This is a genomic window from Halococcus salifodinae DSM 8989 (genome assembly GCF_000336935.1).
Lineage (GTDB): Archaea > Halobacteriota > Halobacteria > Halobacteriales > Halococcaceae > Halococcus > Halococcus salifodinae.
In genome coordinates this window covers 61,599-79,843 of sequence record NZ_AOME01000075.1, presented here as the reverse complement: position 1 = coordinate 79,843, position 18,245 = coordinate 61,599, and the positions used below count along the sequence as shown (strand labels likewise).

Below are 18,245 nucleotides of genomic sequence, written 5' to 3'. Positions count from 1 at the left end.
CAGAGATGTGTATAAGAGACAGGAGTAGGGTATGTCGACGCCCAGGTTCACCAGCGTGAACAGGAACGCGAACACCAACACCGTCCCCTGAACCACCGGGTAGTCGCCGACGTTGATCGCCTCGACGAGGAGGGTGCCGATCCCGCCGATGCCGAAGACGGTCTCGGTCAGGACTGCCCCGCCAAGGAGCGAGCCGAACTGGATGCCGATGACGGTGATCACCGGAATGAGCGCGTTCCGGAGGCCGTGTTTCATCAGCGTGATCTTCGCGCCCTGGCCCTTCGCGCGGGCGGTGCGGATGTAATCCTGCCTGATGACTTCGAGCATCGACGACCGCATCATCCGCGAGATCAGCGCCATCGAGTAGATCCCGATCGTCGCCGCGGGCAGGATCATGTGACTGACCGCCGAGAAGAAGGCCGCGAAGTTGCTCACCGCGAACCCGCTCGCGATGGTGGCCTGAATCCCCTGGATGAACGTGTCGACCGTGATGAGCCCGGTGATCGACTCGATCGCGAACCGCTGGGCGTCGATCCGGCCGCTCGTCGGGAGCCACCCGAGGATCTGGGCGAACAGGAGGATCACGAGCGGCCCGCTCCAGAAGATCGGAATGGAGATGCCCGAGAGGGCACCCACGCGGGTGAGGTGGTCGGTGATGGTGTCCTGTTTCACCGCGCTGATGATGCCGAAGGGGATCCCGAGCAGGATGCCGATGAGCTGGCCGTAGAGCGCGAGTTCGAGCGTGATCGGCAGCTTGTTCACGAGGATCGTCCGCACCGGCGTGTCGCGCTGGATGGTGTACGAACTCCCGAGGTCGAACTGGACCGCATCGACGAGAAAGCGGCCGTACTGCACCCAGATCGGATCGTTGAGCCCGAGTTCGCGCTCGATCTGTCTGACGAACTCCTCGGATGCACGCTGGCCGGCGATCGCGCGTGCCGGGTTGCCCGGTGAGAGCTGAAGGATCGCGAAAACCAGCGTTGCGACCCCGAACAGCACCGGGATGAGGAGCAACAACCGCTTCGCGATGAACCGCGTCGAGACCATTACGCCGAACCCTGTCCGGCAAAGGTAAAAGTTGCTCGCTCGTCATCGGCCGATTTCGCCACTTTCAGACGTTCAGCACCGCTCACAGCGCTGGTGGACCGGTGGTGGTGTGGCGGCCTACTGTCCGAGCGTGACGAGGTTGAGGTAGGGGCCGCCGATCGCCGCGACCGTGTAGTTCGACACCCGGCCCCCGACACCACGCAGCTCCTTCGCGTGGTCGAGGAACACCCACGGCGCCTCGTCGTGGGCGATCTGCATCGCCTGGTTGTACTTCTCCTTCCGGGTTGCCTCGTCGTAGGTCGCCTGACCCTCCTCGACGAGAGTCATGTACTCACGGTTCGCCCACGCCGCCCGGTTCGAGGTGTTGTAGCCCTCGGTGTCGAAGCTGACCCAGTCCTGGCCCTCGGTGAGTGCGCTGTCCTCGACCTGTGGGTGCAGCAGGACGTACGCGAAGTTGTCCGGGTCGGCGTTGTCGGTGTACCACCCGAGGAAGCAGGCGTCGTGTTTGCCTTCGGCGGTGTAGTCGAGGAACGGGTCGAACGACTGCTGGTTGATCGTGACCTCGATCCCGATCTCAGAGAGGTTCGATTTGACGGTTTGAGCGGTCGGCAGCGGCGAGGGGTTGTACCCTCGCGGGTTCTGGAACGTCGCGAGTTCGAAGGAGAACCCGTCGCCGTAGCCTGCCTCCTCCAGCAGCGACTGGGCCTGTTCGAGGTCGCGGGCGTACGGTTCGAGCTCCCCGTTGTGGCCGAGCACGTTCGGCGGGATGGGTTGGGCGGCCTGGGAGGCGAAGCCGGCGTAGATGTTCTCGACGATCGCTTTGGTGTCGATGGCGTAGCTGATCGCCTGGCGCACCTGCTTGCTCTGGAACTCCTCGACGTTCATGTTGAACGCCATGTAGCCGGTGTTGATCCCCTCGACCGACCGGAGTTCGGCGTTCTGGGCGCTCTGGACCTGCTGTGAGGCCTGCGCACCGAGCCCGTCGGCGATGTCGATCTCACCGCTGGTGAGCGACTGCGCACGCGTGGAGTTCTGGCCGATGGTCTCGAAGACCACTGCCGACACCTGCGGGCCCTCGCCCCAGTAGTCGTCGTACGCCGACAGCCGAACGACGCCCTGGCCGTCGTTCAGGTTCTCGAGCTGGAACGCACCCGTTCCGACGGCCTGTTGGCTGAGGTCGATGCTGTCGTCCTCGATCGCGGCTTTCGAGTGGATCGCCGCCGCGAAGATCGCGAGGTTTCGGAGGAACGGCGCGTACTTCTGGGTCAGCGAGATCGTCATGCTGTAGTCGCCGTCGGTCGAGATCTCGTCGATCCAGTCACCGAACGTGAACGGCCCGTACGCCGACACGTAGTCGTCGCCCGCGTAGTACTGGTACTCGGCGTCGGTGAAACGCCGGAACGTGGCGACGAAGTCCTCGGCGGTGAACTCCTCGCCGTTGTGGAAGGTCACGCCCTCGCGGAGCGTCAGCGTGGCCTCCTGCTCTTCGAGACTGTAGTCGGTCGCCAGCTCCTCGGTGAGGGTGGCCTCGCCGGGCACGAACCCGATCAGCGAGTCGTACATCTGCTCGGTGACCTTCGCGACCTCGCCGCTGGTCGAGTTCTGGAAGTCGAGCGTCGAGGAGTGGCTGCCGCGGGCGTAGACGAGCGTCCCGCCGCTGCCGCCACCGCCGGCGCTCTGGTTGCCACCGGTTTCGTTCCCGCCAGTCCCGTTCCCACCACCGGTCGCGTTCCCGCCGGCGGAGCCGTTGGCACCGCCGCCCGAGGCGCCACCGCCATCCCCGCCGGAGCCGTTGCCATCACTGCCGTTGCCGCTGTCGCCGCCACCGAGACAGCCCGCGATCGCCGTCGCCGCCGCCGCGCCGCCGGCGGCCTTCAGGAAAGATCGTCTGTTTCTCTCGTCATCGTGTGACATGGGCGTGAGTGACGAGAGGAAGATAATAAGACTACCGGAAAAAATTGCGTTCGGCGCGGGCTACGTCGGGCGGTCGGGTTGGTCGTAGAGGTGACACGCCGCCGGGTGTGCCTCGTTCTGGAGAGTGGGCTGTTGGCGCTCGCACACGCTCTCGAAGCGCTCGCGGAGCACCTGAGCGGCCTCCTCGAACTCGTCGTCGGCGACGAGTTCGAAGGAGGTTTCGATCACCGCGCGCGATTCGGTGTCGAGCGCGTCATCGTGCTCGAAGAAATGTGTCCAGAGCGTGCGCTTCGCGTCGGAGAGGCCGCCATCGGTCGCCACCGCCTCGGCAGGGGTGTCGGCCTCCGCACGGATCGACTCGACCGAGATCGCGCGGTTTTCGACGCGCTCGCGGTAGTCCATCACCTCGCGGTACGCTTCCTGAGAGACGTCGATGTCGTCGGGCGGGATCACCGACGGACACCGGGTCCGGAAGCGACAGCCCGAGGGTGGGTCGATCGGGCTCGGAACGTCGCCTTCGAGCGTGACGCGCTCGCTCGCGGCCGCTGGATCGGGTTCGGGGATCGCCGAGAGCAGGGCCCTGGTGTAGGGGTGTTTCGGATCGGCGAACAGCTCCTCGGTGCCTGCGACTTCGACGATTTCGCCGAGATACATCACCGCGACTCGATCGCAGATGTGACGGACAACGGAGAGGTCGTGCGCGATGAAGAGGAACGTCAGCCCGAACTCCTCCTGGAGGTCTTCGAGGAGATTCAGGATCTGGGCCTGCACGGAGACGTCGAGCGCGCTCACGGGCTCGTCGCAGACGATGAACTCGGGGTCGACCGCGAGCGCGCGGGCGATCCCGACACGCTGGCGCTGGCCGCCAGAGAGTTCGTGGGGATAGCGATCGTACTGGCCGATTTCGAGCCCGACCGCCTCGATGAGCTCCTCGACCCGATCGCGGCGTCGCTCTCTCCCCGAACGATCGTCGTCGGCATCGGCCTCGGGGAGGTCGTGGATCTTGAGGGGTTCGGCGATCGTCGCGCCGACGCTCATCCGGGGATCGAGACTGCTCATCGGGTCCTGAAAGATCATCTGCATGTCGCGGCGCTTCTCCCGAAGCCCGTCCTTGTCGAGGCCGCCGAGCTCCTCGCCCGCGAACACGACTCGACCGTCGGTGGGTTCGAGCAGTCGGAGGAGCGATCGGCCGGTGGTCGACTTGCCACAGCCCGACTCACCGACGAGGCCGAGAGTTTCCCCTTCGTACACCTCGAAGTCGACGCCGTCGACCGCGCGCACCGGCTTCTGTTCGCGCGCGAGCCACGAATCGAGCAGGTCGTCGGCCTGCGAGAAGTGCTTCTGGAGGCCGTCGACATCGAGCAGCGGCTCCTCGGTCGCCTCCTGCGTGGAAACGGGATCGCTCGTGGCCGTCGCGCCCGCTTCGCCCCCGTACTCGTTCGTGTCGAAGTCCTCCAGAACGCATTTCGAACGGTGGTCGACCGCCTCGGGGCCGTGCTGAAGATACGGGATCTCGCCCTCGCGACACTCGGGCTTGGCCCACGGACACCGCGGCGCGAAGTGACACCCATCGGGGAGGTCGACGAGATCGGGGACGTTGCCCTCGATCGGGGTCAGCCGGTCGGTGTTCTCGCGGGGGATGGATTCGAGCAGGGTGTAGGTGTACGGATGGCTGGGGTTGGCGAAGATCTCCTCGACGGGGCCTTCCTCGACGATCTCGCCGGCGTACATCACCGCGACCCGATCCGCAGTCTCCGCGATCACGCCGAGGTCGTGGGTGATGAACAGCACGGACATCCCGTACTCGTCCTGGAGATCGTTGATGAGATCGAGGATCTGGGCCTGGATCGTGACGTCGAGGGCGGTCGTGGGCTCGTCCGCGATCAGGAGCTGGGGTCGACAGGCAAGGGCGATCGCGATCAACACTCGCTGGCGCATCCCGCCCGAGAACTCGTGGGGGTACTCGTCGACCCGCGCGGCGGGCTCGGGGATGCCGACCTCCGCGAGCATGTCGATCGTGTCCTCCAGGATCGCGTCGTCGATGTCCGAGCCCGTCTTGGGCAGGATCTCGCGGACGGCGTTGAACCACGAGTCCTTCTTCCGGCCACCGTACTGGTGGAGGCGGAGACTCTCGGCGACCTGCTCGCCCACCGGCACGGCGGGGTTGAGCGAGGTCATCGGATCCTGGAAGATCATACTCATCTCACCGCCTCGAACGGTGCGCATGGCGTCCTCGGGCGCGCGCGTCAGGTCGACGGTGCCCGCCTCGGGATCCGCGAACTCGCCCCGATACTCGTCGGCGAACGAGCGGGCGAGGTCGGCGTCGTGAAACTCGACCGTGCCGTCGGCCACGCGACCCGGATCGTCGACGAGGCCCATCGCCGACAGCGCCGTCACCGACTTTCCCGAGCCCGATTCACCGACGAGGCCCACGGTCTCGCCGGGTTCGATGGTGAGATCGAGCCCGTCGACCGCCTTCACCGTCCCCCGTTCGGTGGCGAACTCGGTCCGCAGGCCCGCAATCGAGAGTAGATCGGTCACGTCGAGCCGTTTGGAACCGTGGTATATACATTTGCCGCAACCGAAAGGAATCCTTTTGGTCCCCACCCTCCCGACACGGGGTATGTCCGAGAGCAATCCGTTCGATCGGGTCGTCGAACCCTGGGAGGAGGTCATGGGCGATATGGAAGCCACGGCCGCGGAGTACCGCGAGGCAGGCTGGGACGTGCTCGAACTCCATCCCGGCGACGTCACGATTCTGGACGGCGAACGCTACGGCCTCGACGTGCTCGTGCCCGGTGACGAGTACGAGCGCCTCGCCGACGTCGCCGAGGCGGGAACGTTCGATTCCTACGAGGTGTACCGCGCCAGCGAGTCCGATATCGTGTTCGCGCTCGCGGTGCTCGAGGATCCGGCGAGCGAGCAGGCGGTGTGCTGTCCGGTCTACTACGAGCGAGGCAAAGCCGACGAGATGGCCCGCCGTGCTCGCGGGGAAGGGCGGATGTACACCCACATCCGGCCGCTCGCCGACGACGAGGCCGTGACCTTCGCCTACGAGGACCCCGATCTGTTCTTCGCGAACTGACCGATCACGTGGGATCGTATTGCTGACTTCCGCGGCCGCATCGCCACCGCGCTCCGCACGGTCGGTGGCGACCGAAATCGTCGGAAAAGCACCTGTGGTGGTGCCTGTAGGGTAGATCAGCCTTCCCGAAATCCCAAGCACAGCGAGGTGAAAATTGATAACGGACGCACGAGAAATCCGTCCCGTGCCAGCAGGAGGTGGACCAAGTGGACCGGTGTCTACCGTCTTGGGATTGCTCACAGTCGTGGGCGTCGGAGGGATCTTTGGTATCGTCTACAGAGAATTGAAGAGGTCCGTAGCGAGATCGTCCAGCGGCGGGATGGAGTCCGAAGATCGACAGCGATGGAAGTCAAATGTAGGAGTAGTGTGTATCATAGCAGCGCTATTNCCAACCGCGCCGACCATCGGTCGACGATTACCGTCTCGCTGCGACGACGATCTACTCCGCCGCGTCGGTTTCGCTCGCTGTAGCCTCGTCCGTGGCCGGGTCGTCGGCCGCGTCGCCTGGCTCGAACGACTCGCCACAGTGCGGACAGGTGAGGTCGTCGTGGCGCAGCGCCGCGCTCTGGGTGCGGACCTCGCGCATCGTGCTCGAAATCCGCTCTTCGGCCGCTAGCTCCTCGTCGACCGCGAGGTCGACGCCCTCCACTTCGAGCAAGAACTTCGCCACCTCGGTCGCCTCGTACATCACGTCGTCCAACTGCTCGGCGGTGAAGAAATCGCTCATCGCACCGTAGAGGAAGGTCGCACCGGCCATCCGGACCTTCTCCTCGAAGGCGGCCCGGGCCTGGTTCACGGCCTGCGGGGTGTAGGTGTCGGTCATGAACGGGACGAGCTCGGGGAGATGCTCGCCGATCTTGGTCATCTCGACGCCGGTCTCCGTGCGGAAATCGGCACACAGCCGCGCGATCGCCCACTCGCGCGCAGTAATGTACGTCCGATCGCGCAGAAACTCGTTGGCGCGATCGTAGCGCGCGCCGTCCATTTTGGTGAAGCGATCGTACTTCCGGACGTCTTCCGGAACGGAGTGGGCCGCGGTTTGGGAGTCGTCGACGCCAGCGGTTGCGTCGGCAGCCGAATCGTCAGTTCTCGGTTCATCAGTCGACGGCTCGTCATCTGCCGGTTCGTCGTCTGTCGGTCCGTCAGTCGCCGATTCGTCGGTGGACGTTCTATCGGCTGCGTCGGTGGCCGATCCGGGGGCGTCGTCGGCTGGCGTCCCGTCCGTGCGCTCGTCATCGCCGGGGCGCTCGGGACGATCGCGGGACGTGGAGTCGTCGGTCATCGTCGAGCGTCCGAACGGGGCGTGAAAAAGCGTGTCGACGGGCACGTGGCGGCACGACGCGGAGACGAGTGGGCACAACGGTTTTGCCCCGAGGCCGCCAGGCCCGGGTATGAACGTCCTAGTGGGGATCGACGGGACCGAACGCGCGTTCACGGCGTTCGAACGGGTTGTCGCGCGGGTGAAAGAGACTGGCGACGACCTCACGGCGGCGATCGTCGCGAGCGAGATCGAACGGCCGGAGACGGTCGAACGCCGGGTGCGCGAGGTGCTCGACGGCGAGGGAATCGAGGCCGCGATCAGGCGGATCGAGGGCCACGCCGGCGGTGGACTGGTCGATCTGGCCGACGACGGCGAGTTCGATCGCCTCGTCGTCGACGGCGGCGAGCGATCGCCGACGGGGAAGATCCGGCTCGACTCCACCACCGAGTTCGTCCTGTTGAACGCCGAGACGTCGGTGACGCTCGCCCGATGAGCCGACCGTACCCCGACGAACCCGCAGGACCGTTCGAGCGGCCACCGGAGACGTTCACCGACGCTCACGGCCGCGAGATCGAGATATCGGTGTACGACGACGAGGAGTTCACGGTGCTCGCCGAGATGTACGTCGCGTTCGACCCCGCTGACCGTGCGCAGGGCATCCCACCGGCGAACGAGGAGGCGATCGAGGAGTGGCTCGACACCATCCTCGAATCGGGGTACGACGTGGTCGCGTACCACGGCGATACGTGTGTGGGCCACGCGACGCTCGTAGCCGACGGTGACGCGTGCCACGAGCTCGCGATTTTCGTTCTCGACACCCACCAGGCCGCCGGAATCGGGTCGCGACTGTTGAAGGCACTGCTCGGCCACGCCGGTCGCGAGGGTGCAGAACGTGTCTGGCTCACCGTCGAGCGGTGGAACCAGGCCGCGATCGCGCTCTACCGGAAGGTCGGGTTCGAGACCTGCGACAGCGAGAGCTTCGAGATCGAGATGGCGATCCGGCTGTAGCCGCGACCCCGATGGTGTGGTATGGTGGATCACCCCGAGGATTCAATAGCCGTCGGCCGATATCGTCGTCATGGGGCCGTACCAACAGTGCCCGTTCTGTGAGACCGTCGTCGAACTCGACTCCGACGACAAGGCCGCGCTCCGCAGACACATCCGAGTCGCCCATCCCGACGAGGAGCGGACGGCGGTCCATCGAGCGATGTGAGCTGCGGATAGCGGAACGCATGTCGGAGGGAGGGGCCGAAGAAGAGAACACAGCGACAGCTCAGACCGAGAGAACGGGTTCGGTGGCGTACTGGAGGACGTACTCGGCCGCACGTCCGAGGAGTTCATTGGCCTCGCCGCCGGGTTCGCGCGGGACCACCACGAAGTCCACCTCGGCGTCGGCGGCGGCGTCGAGCACCACGCTCCCGGGATGACGGGATTTCATCGTGGGCGAGAAGCCGTACGCAGAGGAGTGAGTGAGTTCGACGCGCTCGGCGGCGAGGTCGCGAGCGGCGTCCATGAACCCCTCGCTTGCGGCGGCGATCGCGTCGTCGTCGGGCTCGCCGGGCGCATCCCGACGGACCATCTCCGGGTCGAGGACGTAGAGCGCGTGGACCCGTGCGCCGTAGCGCTCGGCGACCGCGACCGCGTACTCGACGGCGTGCATCGACTCGTCGCTGCCGTCGACCGGGACGAGCACGGTCGTCACGTCGAACGGCGTACCTGGGGCGTGGGCATCGTTGACCCCATTCGACGAGTTCGAGTCGTCGTGGTCGGCTGTGGCGTCCATACACGCTCGTCGCCGGCCCACCTCAAAAACGCTCGGCTCGCCCACCGCACTCTACGCTCGTTCGCTCGCGGTGTTCGTTCGATCGCGGCGGCGCTCGTAGTGTTCGTTCGCCCGCAGTGTTCGTTCGCGGGTCAGCCACTTGCCTGCCGCTACCGCACCGCAACAGCCACACGCCCCTCCAACCGATTCCCTCGTCTCGTTCGTGTCACTCACTCGCCTCAGTCATCCCTCGCGCGAGTCGCACGCCTACGGCGTGCTCCCGCGCGCCTACTGTTGCTTCGAGGGCACACATCAGCGGCCGACAGCACACAGTCGGGACAGTGTCGATCGCTATCGGGACAGTGTCGGTCGCTAGACTGTCGTCGGAGTGCGCGATCCGCAAGAATCACCGGAGGTTTTAGGACGGCCCGCCACACGATGTGGGAGCATGGAGCGCGCGCTTGCCGTCGTCGAAGGCACCGAGGAGACCAAACAGCTCGTTCGAGAGGCCGGCGAACTCGCCGCCGGCGTCGATGCCGAGCTGTTCCTGTTGCACGTCACCACCGAGGAGGAGTTCAGCGACCGGGCGAACACGCTCGCGAGCATCCCGAACTACGACACGGAGTACAGCGTCGATCAGGCGCGCGACGGGGCCCGCCAGTTCGCCGCCGATATCGGCCGTGAGGTCTTCGAGGGGCTCGACGTCGAGTACGAGGCCGTCGGCGCGCTCGGCGACAAACAGGGACCGATTCTGGACGTCGCCGCCGAGCGCGACTGCGATCACCTGTTCATCAGCGGCCGGAAGCGCTCACCGACCGGAAAAGCGCTGTTCGGCGACCTCACCCAGTCGATAATCTTGGAGTTCGATGGCGCGGTGACGGTCACCACCGTTTAAGCCCCGCCGCCGGGTAGCCGACCTATGATCGACACCGTGGTCATCGCGACCGACGGCTCGGCGAGCGCATCACGTGCGGTGAGCGTCGCGCTCGACCTCGCGCGCCGGTTCGAGGCCGAAGTCCACGCGCTGTACGTCGTCGAGGAGAGCGACGTCTCCGCTGCGCCCGACGACGTCCGCGATCGCCTCCGGAAAGCGCTCGAGGACGACGGCGAGACCGCACTCGAAGACATCCGCGAGGCGAGCGGACGGACGGTTACGACCGCGGTCCGCGAGGGCCGGCCCGCCAGCGAGATCGGCACGTACGCCCGCGAACACGACGCCGATCTCGTGGCGACCGGGACGCGCGGCCGCCACGGCGAACACCGGTTCGTGCTCGGGAGCGTCGCCGAGGCCGTCGTCCGGAGCTGTCCGGTCCCCGTCCTCACCGTGCGCCAGCTCGACGCTGCCAGCGCGTAGCGCGGTCGCTGGCGGGGTGGTACACCCCTCCCCCGGCGGACCGAGGGGTTCTTCGGCCGCGGTAGCGTGGGACGGGCATGAACGACCGACTCATCGACGACGACCGTCTCGACCTCGCCCGGAAATCCGTCCTCCCCGGCGAGGGATTCTTCTACCCCGACTCGTTCGACGCCGAGCGCGCCGACCGAGAGGTGCGCGAGGCGCTCGCGGGGGCCGACACCGTCGTGCTCGCCGATCCCGACGCCGACGGGCTGGCCTGCGTCGCGCTGCTCCGCGAGGCGTTCGGCGCGGCGGCGTTGATCCCGACGAGTCCTCACGATCTGAGTGATACCCTCGATCGGGTGGCGGATCACGTCGAGCCCGGCGCGCGGGTGTTCGTCTGTGATCTCTGTCCCGACGAGTACCGCTACATCGCCGGCCAGTTCGAGCGGCTCGTCGAGCGGGCTGTGAGCGTGCAGTGGTTCGACCACCACCAGTGGACCGACGAGACCGCCGAACGGGTCCGTGCAGCAGGGGCCGAACTCGTCGTCGGCGACTCGGACGAGGAGTGCTCGGCCGACGTCACGCTGGCCGCGCTCGATCACGATTTTTCCCCCGAGTACGCCGAGCTCGCCGCCGTGACCCGCGATCACGACCTCTGGCTGCGGGAGGACCCGCGAAGCGACGATCTCGCGGACTTCGCGTACTGGAGCGATCCCGAGGAGTACGTCGAGATCGTCCGCGAGCACGGCCCCGATCTCCCCAGCGAGGTCGAGGAGTACCTCGCCGAACAGCGCGTCGAGAAGGAAGCGCTGATCGAGCGCGCGGTCGAGCGGGCCGAAACCCACGAGATCGGGCCGTGGACCGTCGGCGTGACGTACGGCCGGTGTTCGCAGAACGAGGTCGCGGAAGCACTCCGTGAAGCGGGCACCGACGCCGCCGTGGTGGTCAAACCCTCGGGGTCAGCGAGCATCCGCGGGACGGAGCACTTCGAGCGGTGTCACGAGGTCGCGGGCCAGGTCAACGGCGGCGGCCACCCGAAGGCTGCGGGCTGCAAGCCCGACATCTACGATGACATGCTAGATTACGCTCACCACTGGACGACCCGCGGCGCGACCACGAAGCAAGTGATTCTCGGGGCGTTCGAGCGACTCGATAGTGAAGCGGACGACGGGGGCGCACGCGGGAGCGAGGGGCGGTAGTTCGAGTCTCACAACCTGACATCGACGTTCCAGACGCACCAACCGTTGCGTCTCCCATCCCCGAGATCACTCCCGTCGTAGTCGCTGGGTCGTAGCTCGACGAGCGCATCGATCTCGACCACGGTGGCGACGTCAAGGCTCGCTTCGATGCTCGCTGTGGTCGGGCCTTCCTCGACAACCGTGACTTCAGTGACTTCTGTGGGAACCGTCCTCAAGATGACGGTAGCGAGGAAATTGGTCATGGCCGCCGACAAGATCATCGCGACGTCGCCAGCACCCTCCAGCGGCCCTTCGGAGTGGATCAAGTCGTTTGCTTCATCGAATTCGCCGTTACTGAACCGCTTGAGGAACGCTGTCACCACCGCCGCTGGAGACTCATTTTCCATGCGAGCGAGATTTTCCGTCGGAACAAGTCGGTTTCGGAATGTGCACTGTCTGTCGGGGGCAGAAAACGAAGTCGTGGTCTGTAACTACAGAAACGTCGCGACGAACGCGCGATGCTGGCGCTCTCGTTCGTCTCGCTCCGCTGGCGTGCAGTCTTGCAGCCACAGCGGGAGACACGCCATCGCGTCCACGCGACATTTGAGACGGTACGTCTCGATGCGTTCCTCGATCGCGGCCGTGAACGCCCAGTCGTCCCGTTCGGTCGCGTACGCATCACGGAACGAATCGCTGAGCGCCGCAGCCCACTCTGCGGTGTCGCCGGCCCCAGGGTCGAGCAGGTGCGATTCGGTTTTCGCGAGGTTGTACGCCGGCTCCGCGGCGAGCAGGTTCGCCCAGTCGAGGACGGCTCGCGTCGCGCCTGTGTCCGGATCGACGAGGCAGTTGCCGTACCGTAGTCCCAGTGGCAGTACCGCGGTGGTGCCGGCTCCGGGAGCGCGGCGAGACGCGCGCCGAGTTCCTCGCGGAGCGCGGGAACGAGGTCGACGAACCGCTCCGGTTCCAGCGCGAGATCGGGGTAGTACGTTCCGTCCGCGAGCGCGTCGAGTCCCGCCTCGATATCAGCCTGAAACCACCCGTTGAAATCCTCGACGGGACCGTGTTCGCCGTCGAGTACAGTAAGTTCGCCCTCGTTGACGCCGACCCGTCCGACCTGGGGCAGCGGTCCGAGATCGTGGAGTCTGGCGAGGTTCCGCCCAGCCTCGACGACGACGTGTTCCCGGGCATCGTCGTCGAGATCGGCGGGACACCCCTCGTAGTTCTCGCCGGGAACGTTCTCCAGCAGATAGAACGGAGCCGGATACTCGGGATGGGAGTCGGCAAACCCGAACACCTGCGGGACGGGAATCGCGGTCTCGCGGCCGACGAGATCGAGCAGTCGTGGTTCCGACCGAGCGATCGCGGGTGCAACGAAATCAGCGGTCGTCGCCTTCAGAACCACGTCGGACCGTCCACTGGATGTCGAAACGTCGAGAACGGCCACGAGATCGGTACCGTGCTCGCTGCGACGGATCGAATCGACCGTCCACTCCGGACGGAGGGAAGCGACCATTCCGTGGATGGCGGCGTCGGTGGCCGACGACTCGTCGCTCACGACAAGGGATCAACACCAGCCATCACTCGCCCGCCACCCACCGATCGGAGTACGCCGTTCCACACTCACAGACCGCGTACGCGTGGATCACGTCACCCTCGGCGTAGATCCCGCCGGCCTCCTCGTTTCGCTCCTCGGCGAACCCGAAGACGAATCGGGGGGCGTGCTCCTCTGTCGTGGTCTCGGCGTCGTCCGCTTCGTCCGCGCCGCCCTCACCGTTCGCGTCCGCTTCGGGACACTCGCCCTCGAACGCGTCGAGATCGAGGTCGCCCTCGGAACCCATCGCCGAGCTCGCGAGCGTCATCGGATCGACGCCGGTCGCGCCCTCGAACGCGCTCCGACCGCGCTCCGCCTCCAGAATCAGGACGACACCGCGTTCGACCTGCTCGCCGTGCTGGGCGAGCGTGCCGAGGTCCGAAACCGCCGATTCCGCGATGAACAACAGAACGTCGTCGGGGCGATCGCCGGCGAGAAACTGCGTGCGTGCGGAGTCCATGCGGGCGGTATCGGGGCTGACGGCAAAAGCGGGCGGGTATCGGGACGGCTGGGACAGCCGAGACAGCGGACCGTCGGCGTCAGCCGTCGCGGTCGCCGTCGAGGTCCTGCGCGATCGCGGCGAGTCCCTCGTCGGGCGGTTCGGTCGCCTCGTAAACCGTGCTCTCGCCGGGTTCACGGACGCCGTACAGGAATCCGGATTCCACGACGTCGACCGCGACGCTCCGGCCGAGATCGATTCCCGAAGACTGCCGCCACTCGTCGAGCCGGTCGGTGCCGTCGCGTTCGCGCGCGAGCCGGGCGTTGTCGTACGCGCCGGTGATCTCGCGATCGCCGTCAAGCGCGCTCTCGATTTGGGTGTGGTAGGTCTCCCCGTCAAGCACGAGGCGCGTCGTTCCGGTCGGGAAGCGGTCGGCGTCGTCGGGGAGCGCGAGCCGTGGCCGGGAGCTCCGGCCGCGACGCGCGAGCGTCGCCCGCACCGTTTCGACCGAGAGGTGGTCGTGCGGGATCCGCTCGGGCACGGCTACTCGTCGTCGTCGCTCGCGTCGTCCGCGTCGGCATCGGCGTCGGCGTCGCCGTCTCCGAACAGCTCCGCGACCGACTGATCCCCGCGGTCGGCGATGCTCGCGTTGATCTGACGCGTCTCCTCGCCGATCTCGCGCCCGCGGACGGTGATCCGCTTGCGTTCGCCCTCGCGTGTCGGCTTGTATCCGGTGCCGCCGTCGACGAGAATCGACGTGAGCGCCGGGCCCGCGACGTCCTCGCGCATCGGTCGGCCGGCGGTGTCGGAGCCGCCGGTGATCGTAACGGTGTAGCCGTCGAGGCCCACCGCGGAGCCATCGATCTCCTCGCCGATGGAACGGCCGATGAAGCGGTTTGCGTCCTGTCCCTCGACCGCACGCTGGTGGGCCGCCCCCTCCTCGGGGTCGGCCACGACGACGGTGAAGTCTGCCATATACGAAGCGAAGCCGGTCGTCCCTCAAAAGCGTATTGAAAGCCGCACACCGGAGAAACGCGTTCGAGCCTCCCGCTCGGCCGCAGTATATGGACCGAGAGCCGTGTGAACAGGAAGCTTCGATCGAACGGAACCTCTTCGCGAACCGGCAGAATAATATTTATGCGTGGGGTGGGGCGAGTAAGCAATGACGCGACGGACGGTACTCGTGGTCGCGGTCGCTATGCTCGTGTTACTCGCCGGCTGTAGCTCGCTGGCGGGCAACGGGGCGGATTCGACCGAGACCTCCGCAGCCACGAACGGAACGACCATCGACAACGGAACCGCTACCGCGACCACAACCCCGACTAGTTCGGCAACGCCGACGACGACTTCTACGCCGACAGCCACCGCGACGCAAACGGCGACGTCCACGCCGACGGCAACGCAGACGGCGACGCCGACGCAGACGGCGACGTCCACGCCGACGCCAACGCAGACGGCGACGTCCACGCCAACGCCGACGCAGACGGCGACACCCACACCGACAGCGACCCCAACGGCAACACCGACGCCCACTCCGACGGCGACACCCACGCCGACTCCCACCGCAACGCCGGAGCCGGCGATCGGAGCCGAACCGCCGCTGGAGGCTGGTTCGATCGCGAGCACCCACCAGAGTGGGCTCGAAGCGGCGGGGACGTTCACCGTCAACAGCAGCTCGACGATTCGCGGAGCCGGCGAGGATTCGGGAACCGACACCAGTGGAGCCCGCGTTGACCTCGACGCGAACTCCGCCTACCAGGTCTCCCAACCGACCGAGGAGGCAACCCGGTACACCTACGCCGAAGGTGCGACGGCGTACAAGAAGAACGTTCTCGACGCGTTCGACGAGCCGGAGTACGAAACCGACGAGCTCGGCCGGCCGCTGGCCGAGAGTCTCACCGCTGGCCGCACCGTTCTCGAAACGGTCCGTGCGGTCGACTACGAACGCAGCGGGACCGTCACGAACGACGGCCAGCAGCTCGCGGTGTACGTCGCCAACGGCTCGGACAGTGTCGAAACAGGGCCCCTGTATCAGGGCGAGGAGATCACCGAGTTCAGTTCGACGCTCGTGGTCAACCCCGAGACCGGCGTCGTCCACCGGCTCCAGACCGAGCGCACGACCGACGCGTTCAGCGCCGGTGAGCCGACGACCGTCGTCGAAACCCTGGAGTTCTCGAACGTCGGCTCGACCACGGTCGAACAGCCCGACTGGGTCGAACAGCTGAAAAACGGCGGAGACTGAGCAGCTCAGTTACGTCGCGACGCTGATTTTCGACCGAGACGGAGCCGAACAGTCGTTCGATCGTCGGGATCGAACGCTACGAGTCGTCGAGTCGGTCTGTGACTCGTGGTTCGACCGAAGAATGAAGTGGAGTGCCAACGAAGACCACGGTATCGCACCGGCCTCACATGGCACCACTCACCTACGTCGCCAGCACCGTACTGACTGGCCTCGTCGTCGTCGCGCTCGTCGTTGCGGTCGCACGCAGTCGGGAGTGGCGGGCCGCCGCCGCGACTCCCGGGGACGTCAGAACCGGCGGGACGAGTCCAGCCACGACGCTCGCCGCAGCGGCGCGAAGCCCGCTGGGGTGGACCGTCGCCTTCCTCGTGCTGGTTCTCGGGATCGGCGGCGGTGCGCTCGCGTTCGTCACCGGCGCGATCCCGTCGGCGGTCAGCCAGGTCGCGGGCGTGGCGCTCGTGATCGTGGCGGCGGCGGTGATGGGCGGGTATCTCTTCTGGGGCGTCTATCACTCCGCACGCTACCGCGGGATCGAGAGCGCGCAGGCGACGGGCACAGGATTGTGGGTGCTCGGCATGCTCCTGATCGTCGCGATCGTCGTGCGACTCGTCGTGGCCTGACCGCCATGCGGAACGAACCACCCACCAACATCGGCGAGACCGGATGAGACGGTCACGAGCCGTCGCTCGAGGTGTCATCGCAGTCGTCGTTACACTGGTGCTCACCGGCGAGGCAACGGCCCACGCGGGCGGGCTGAGCGGGACGTTCAAACCCGTCGCCGTCCCGTCGTGGCTGGTCGTGACGACCGGCGGCGGCGTCATCGGGGCCTCCTTCCTGCTCACGAGCCTCGTGACCGACCACGCGTTCATCCGTGACGTCACCGACTGGCGTGCCGAACTCCCGACCCGAGCGACGATCCGAACCATCGCCGTCCGGGGTTGCCGATGGTTGGGCGTCGGCTTGCTCGCCGCGATCGTGGCGGTCGGGTGGATCGGTCCGCAGGTGGCAGCGGCGAACCTTGCCATCGTGGCGGTCTGGGCCGGCTGGTGGGCGGGCTACTCGATGACCACCTATCTCGTCGGGAACACGTGGCCAGCGGTGAACCCGTGGCGGACGCTCGCCGCGCTCGGCTCCCGACTCCGGGGGAGCCAGCCGATCCAGCGCTATCCCGACCGCCTCGGCGCGTGGCCGAGCGTCGTCGGATTGGTCGGGCTGGTCTGGCTCGAAGTCGTCAGCCCGCTCGCCCAGCAGCCACGAACTCTCGTTGGAGTGATCGTGGCCTACTCGGTCGTGACGGTCGCCGGTGCGGTCGTCTATGGGAGCGAGACGTGGTTCGGCGTCGTCGACCCGATCGCGCGTGTCTTCCGGTGGTACGGCCGGGTCGCACCGCTCCAGCGGACACGAAAGGGGTTCGATTTCGTGCTTCCCGGTGGGGCGCTTTCCGAGGAGCGGCCGACTGGGGCGGACGAAACCGCGTTCGTGGTCGCGCTGCTCTGGGTCACCACCTACGATGGACTCGTCGCGACGCCAGCGTGGGCGAGGGCCGTTCGTGCGCTCGTCGGGTGGGGAGTACCACCCTCCGTGGTTTATCTCGGGGCCGCGATCGCGGGCTTCGGCTGTTTCCTGTACGTCTATCGGGTCGCCGCACGCTGGTCGCGCCGGACGGCGGACACGTACGTCACCGCCCGCTACCTCCGGGACTGGTTCGCGCCCGCCCTAGTCCCGATCGCCGCCGGCTACCATCTCGCACATTTTCTGGGATACTTCCTCAGCCTCTCACCCGCCTTGATCGCGGTCGCGACCCAGCCCCTCGCCCCGCCGGCGGCCATCCAGACCCTCGTCCTACCGGCGTGGTTCGGCACGCTCCAGCTCGTGTTCGTGCTCGCGGGCCACATGCTCGCGGTCTGGGTGGCCCACGCGCGCTCGTTTGCGCTCTTCCCCGGACGGCTCGCGCCGATCCGGAGCCAGTACCCCTTCGTCCTCGTGATGGTTTTCTACACCGTTCTCAGCATGTGGATCGTCGGCCAGCCGTACACACCACCACCCTACCTATGACCGAATCACTCGCCCCCGACAGTTCAGCAGCAACCGACAGCGAACGCATTCCCGACACCGCGATCCCGGAGGCGGAGACGCCCGCGGCGCGGTGTCCGTACTGCTCACAACCGTTCCGGACCGAGCAGGCGTGTACGCTCCACGTCGGTGATACTCACCGCGAGGCCTGGACCGACGACGAGCGCGCGGCCTACGAGACCGCCGTCGACGACGAGGCCGACGACCTGTTCGTCTTCCATCTCAAGGTCGTCGGTGCGCTCAGCCTGCTGTACGCCGGGTACGTGCTCGCGTACATGATCGTTCTCGGGCTACAGAGCTGACCAGCGGGGCCAAGGAAG

22 protein-coding genes are annotated in these 18,245 nt (G+C 66.7%); 11 read left to right on the top strand and 11 right to left on the bottom strand.

Annotation, left to right across the window (positions count from 1 at the left end; all coding sequences use genetic code 11):
• The 3 genes from C450_RS15490 to C450_RS15480 all read right to left on the bottom strand — a co-directional run.
• Positions 1-1,047: ABC transporter permease (locus C450_RS15490; protein ID WP_005045011.1), on the bottom strand; the 1,047-nt coding region annotated here is incomplete at its 3' end.
• 117 nt (positions 1,048-1,164) lie between these two features.
• Positions 1,165-2,961: an ABC transporter substrate-binding protein gene (locus C450_RS15485; RefSeq protein WP_005045009.1), complete on the bottom strand. Its 1,797-nt coding sequence runs from the start codon at positions 2,959-2,961 to the stop codon at positions 1,165-1,167.
• A gap of 60 nt (positions 2,962-3,021) precedes the next feature.
• The gene (locus C450_RS15480) at positions 3,022-5,502 is read right to left on the bottom strand and encodes a dipeptide ABC transporter ATP-binding protein (RefSeq protein WP_005045008.1); all 2,481 of its coding nucleotides are present in this window, start codon (positions 5,500-5,502) and stop codon (positions 3,022-3,024) included.
• A gap of 82 nt (positions 5,503-5,584) precedes the next feature.
• On the opposite strand from C450_RS15480, the gene C450_RS15475 reads away from it, so the two are divergent.
• Positions 5,585-6,046 (top strand): DUF7529 family protein, encoded by a 462-nt coding sequence (locus C450_RS15475; protein ID WP_005045005.1) that lies wholly within the window; start codon positions 5,585-5,587, stop codon positions 6,044-6,046.
• 439 nt (positions 6,047-6,485) lie between these two features.
• Here the strand turns inward: C450_RS15475 and C450_RS15470 are convergent, their stop codons facing one another.
• Positions 6,486-7,328 carry a DUF5806 family protein gene (locus C450_RS15470; protein WP_049910316.1) on the bottom strand — a complete coding sequence of 281 codons (843 nt, stop codon included), beginning with the start codon at positions 7,326-7,328 and terminating at the stop codon, positions 6,486-6,488.
• A 109-nt stretch (positions 7,329-7,437) separates the two neighbouring features.
• On the opposite strand from C450_RS15470, the gene C450_RS15465 reads away from it, so the two are divergent.
• From C450_RS15465 to C450_RS23265, 3 genes are all read left to right on the top strand, one after another.
• Positions 7,438-7,800 (top strand): universal stress protein, encoded by a 363-nt coding sequence (locus C450_RS15465; RefSeq protein ID WP_005044998.1) that lies wholly within the window; start codon positions 7,438-7,440, stop codon positions 7,798-7,800.
• Entirely contained in the window at positions 7,797-8,315 is a 519-nt protein-coding gene (locus tag C450_RS15460; RefSeq protein WP_005044995.1) for a GNAT family N-acetyltransferase, read from the top strand. The genes C450_RS15465 and C450_RS15460 overlap by 4 nt, the downstream gene beginning before the upstream one ends.
• Before the next feature lie 70 nt (positions 8,316-8,385).
• Positions 8,386-8,520 carry a hypothetical protein gene (locus tag C450_RS23265; RefSeq protein WP_273835960.1) on the top strand — a complete coding sequence of 45 codons (135 nt, stop codon included), beginning with the start codon at positions 8,386-8,388 and terminating at the stop codon, positions 8,518-8,520.
• A gap of 60 nt (positions 8,521-8,580) precedes the next feature.
• On the opposite strand, the gene C450_RS15455 is transcribed toward C450_RS23265, so the two are convergent.
• Positions 8,581-9,090: a universal stress protein gene (locus tag C450_RS15455; protein ID WP_005044992.1), complete on the bottom strand. Its 510-nt coding sequence runs from the start codon at positions 9,088-9,090 to the stop codon at positions 8,581-8,583.
• Positions 9,091-9,141: 51 nt separating this feature from the next.
• Positions 9,142-9,303, bottom strand: a complete 162-nt coding sequence (locus C450_RS22160; RefSeq protein WP_161606972.1) for a hypothetical protein — start codon at positions 9,301-9,303, stop codon at positions 9,142-9,144.
• Between the two features lie 214 nt (positions 9,304-9,517).
• Here C450_RS22160 and C450_RS15450 point away from each other — a divergent pair, with 214 nt between their 5' ends.
• The 3 genes from C450_RS15450 (at position 9,518) to C450_RS15440 (ending at position 11,604) form a co-directional block, all read left to right on the top strand.
• Entirely contained in the window at positions 9,518-9,964 is a 447-nt protein-coding gene (locus C450_RS15450; RefSeq protein WP_005044989.1) for a universal stress protein, read from the top strand.
• Between the two features lie 24 nt (positions 9,965-9,988).
• Positions 9,989-10,423: a universal stress protein gene (locus tag C450_RS15445; RefSeq protein ID WP_005044983.1), complete on the top strand. Its 435-nt coding sequence runs from the start codon at positions 9,989-9,991 to the stop codon at positions 10,421-10,423.
• A 77-nt stretch (positions 10,424-10,500) separates the two neighbouring features.
• Entirely contained in the window at positions 10,501-11,604 is a 1,104-nt protein-coding gene (locus C450_RS15440; RefSeq protein WP_005044981.1) for a DHH family phosphoesterase, read from the top strand.
• An 8-nt stretch (positions 11,605-11,612) separates the two neighbouring features.
• Here the strand turns inward: C450_RS15440 and C450_RS15435 are convergent, their stop codons facing one another.
• From C450_RS15435 to C450_RS15415, 5 genes are all read right to left on the bottom strand, one after another.
• Positions 11,613-11,990 carry a hypothetical protein gene (locus C450_RS15435; RefSeq protein WP_049910307.1) on the bottom strand — a complete coding sequence of 126 codons (378 nt, stop codon included), beginning with the start codon at positions 11,988-11,990 and terminating at the stop codon, positions 11,613-11,615.
• Entirely contained in the window at positions 11,960-13,138 is a 1,179-nt protein-coding gene (locus C450_RS15430; protein WP_005044978.1) for a phosphotransferase family protein, read from the bottom strand. The genes C450_RS15435 and C450_RS15430 overlap by 31 nt, the downstream gene beginning before the upstream one ends.
• Positions 13,139-13,160: 22 nt before the next feature.
• The gene (locus tag C450_RS15425) at positions 13,161-13,634 is read right to left on the bottom strand and encodes a DUF5807 family protein (protein ID WP_005044975.1); all 474 of its coding nucleotides are present in this window, start codon (positions 13,632-13,634) and stop codon (positions 13,161-13,163) included.
• Between the two features lie 79 nt (positions 13,635-13,713).
• The gene (locus tag C450_RS15420; RefSeq protein WP_005044974.1) at positions 13,714-14,154 is read right to left on the bottom strand and encodes a DUF7112 family protein; all 441 of its coding nucleotides are present in this window, start codon (positions 14,152-14,154) and stop codon (positions 13,714-13,716) included.
• A gap of 2 nt (positions 14,155-14,156) precedes the next feature.
• A complete protein-coding gene (locus C450_RS15415) occupies positions 14,157-14,588 on the bottom strand; it encodes a 30S ribosomal protein S6e (protein WP_005044973.1) in 432 nt (143 codons plus the stop codon).
• Between the two features lie 187 nt (positions 14,589-14,775).
• Here C450_RS15415 and C450_RS15410 point away from each other — a divergent pair, with 187 nt between their 5' ends.
• The 4 genes from C450_RS15410 (at position 14,776) to C450_RS15395 (ending at position 18,227) form a co-directional block, all read left to right on the top strand.
• On the top strand, positions 14,776-15,855 hold the full coding sequence (locus C450_RS15410; RefSeq protein ID WP_005044972.1) for a DUF7537 family lipoprotein: 1,080 nt from the start codon (positions 14,776-14,778) through the stop codon (positions 15,853-15,855).
• Between the two features lie 167 nt (positions 15,856-16,022).
• Complete coding sequence (locus tag C450_RS15405) at positions 16,023-16,472, top strand: hypothetical protein (protein ID WP_005044971.1); 450 nt, start codon at positions 16,023-16,025, stop codon at positions 16,470-16,472.
• 43 nt (positions 16,473-16,515) lie between these two features.
• Positions 16,516-17,907 (top strand): hypothetical protein, encoded by a 1,392-nt coding sequence (locus C450_RS15400; RefSeq protein ID WP_005044970.1) that lies wholly within the window; start codon positions 16,516-16,518, stop codon positions 17,905-17,907.
• Positions 17,904-18,227, top strand: coding sequence for a DUF7410 domain-containing protein (locus tag C450_RS15395; RefSeq protein WP_005044969.1), 324 nt, complete (start codon positions 17,904-17,906; stop codon positions 18,225-18,227). The genes C450_RS15400 and C450_RS15395 overlap by 4 nt, the downstream gene beginning before the upstream one ends.
• The last annotated feature ends 18 nt before the right edge of the window (positions 18,228-18,245 follow it).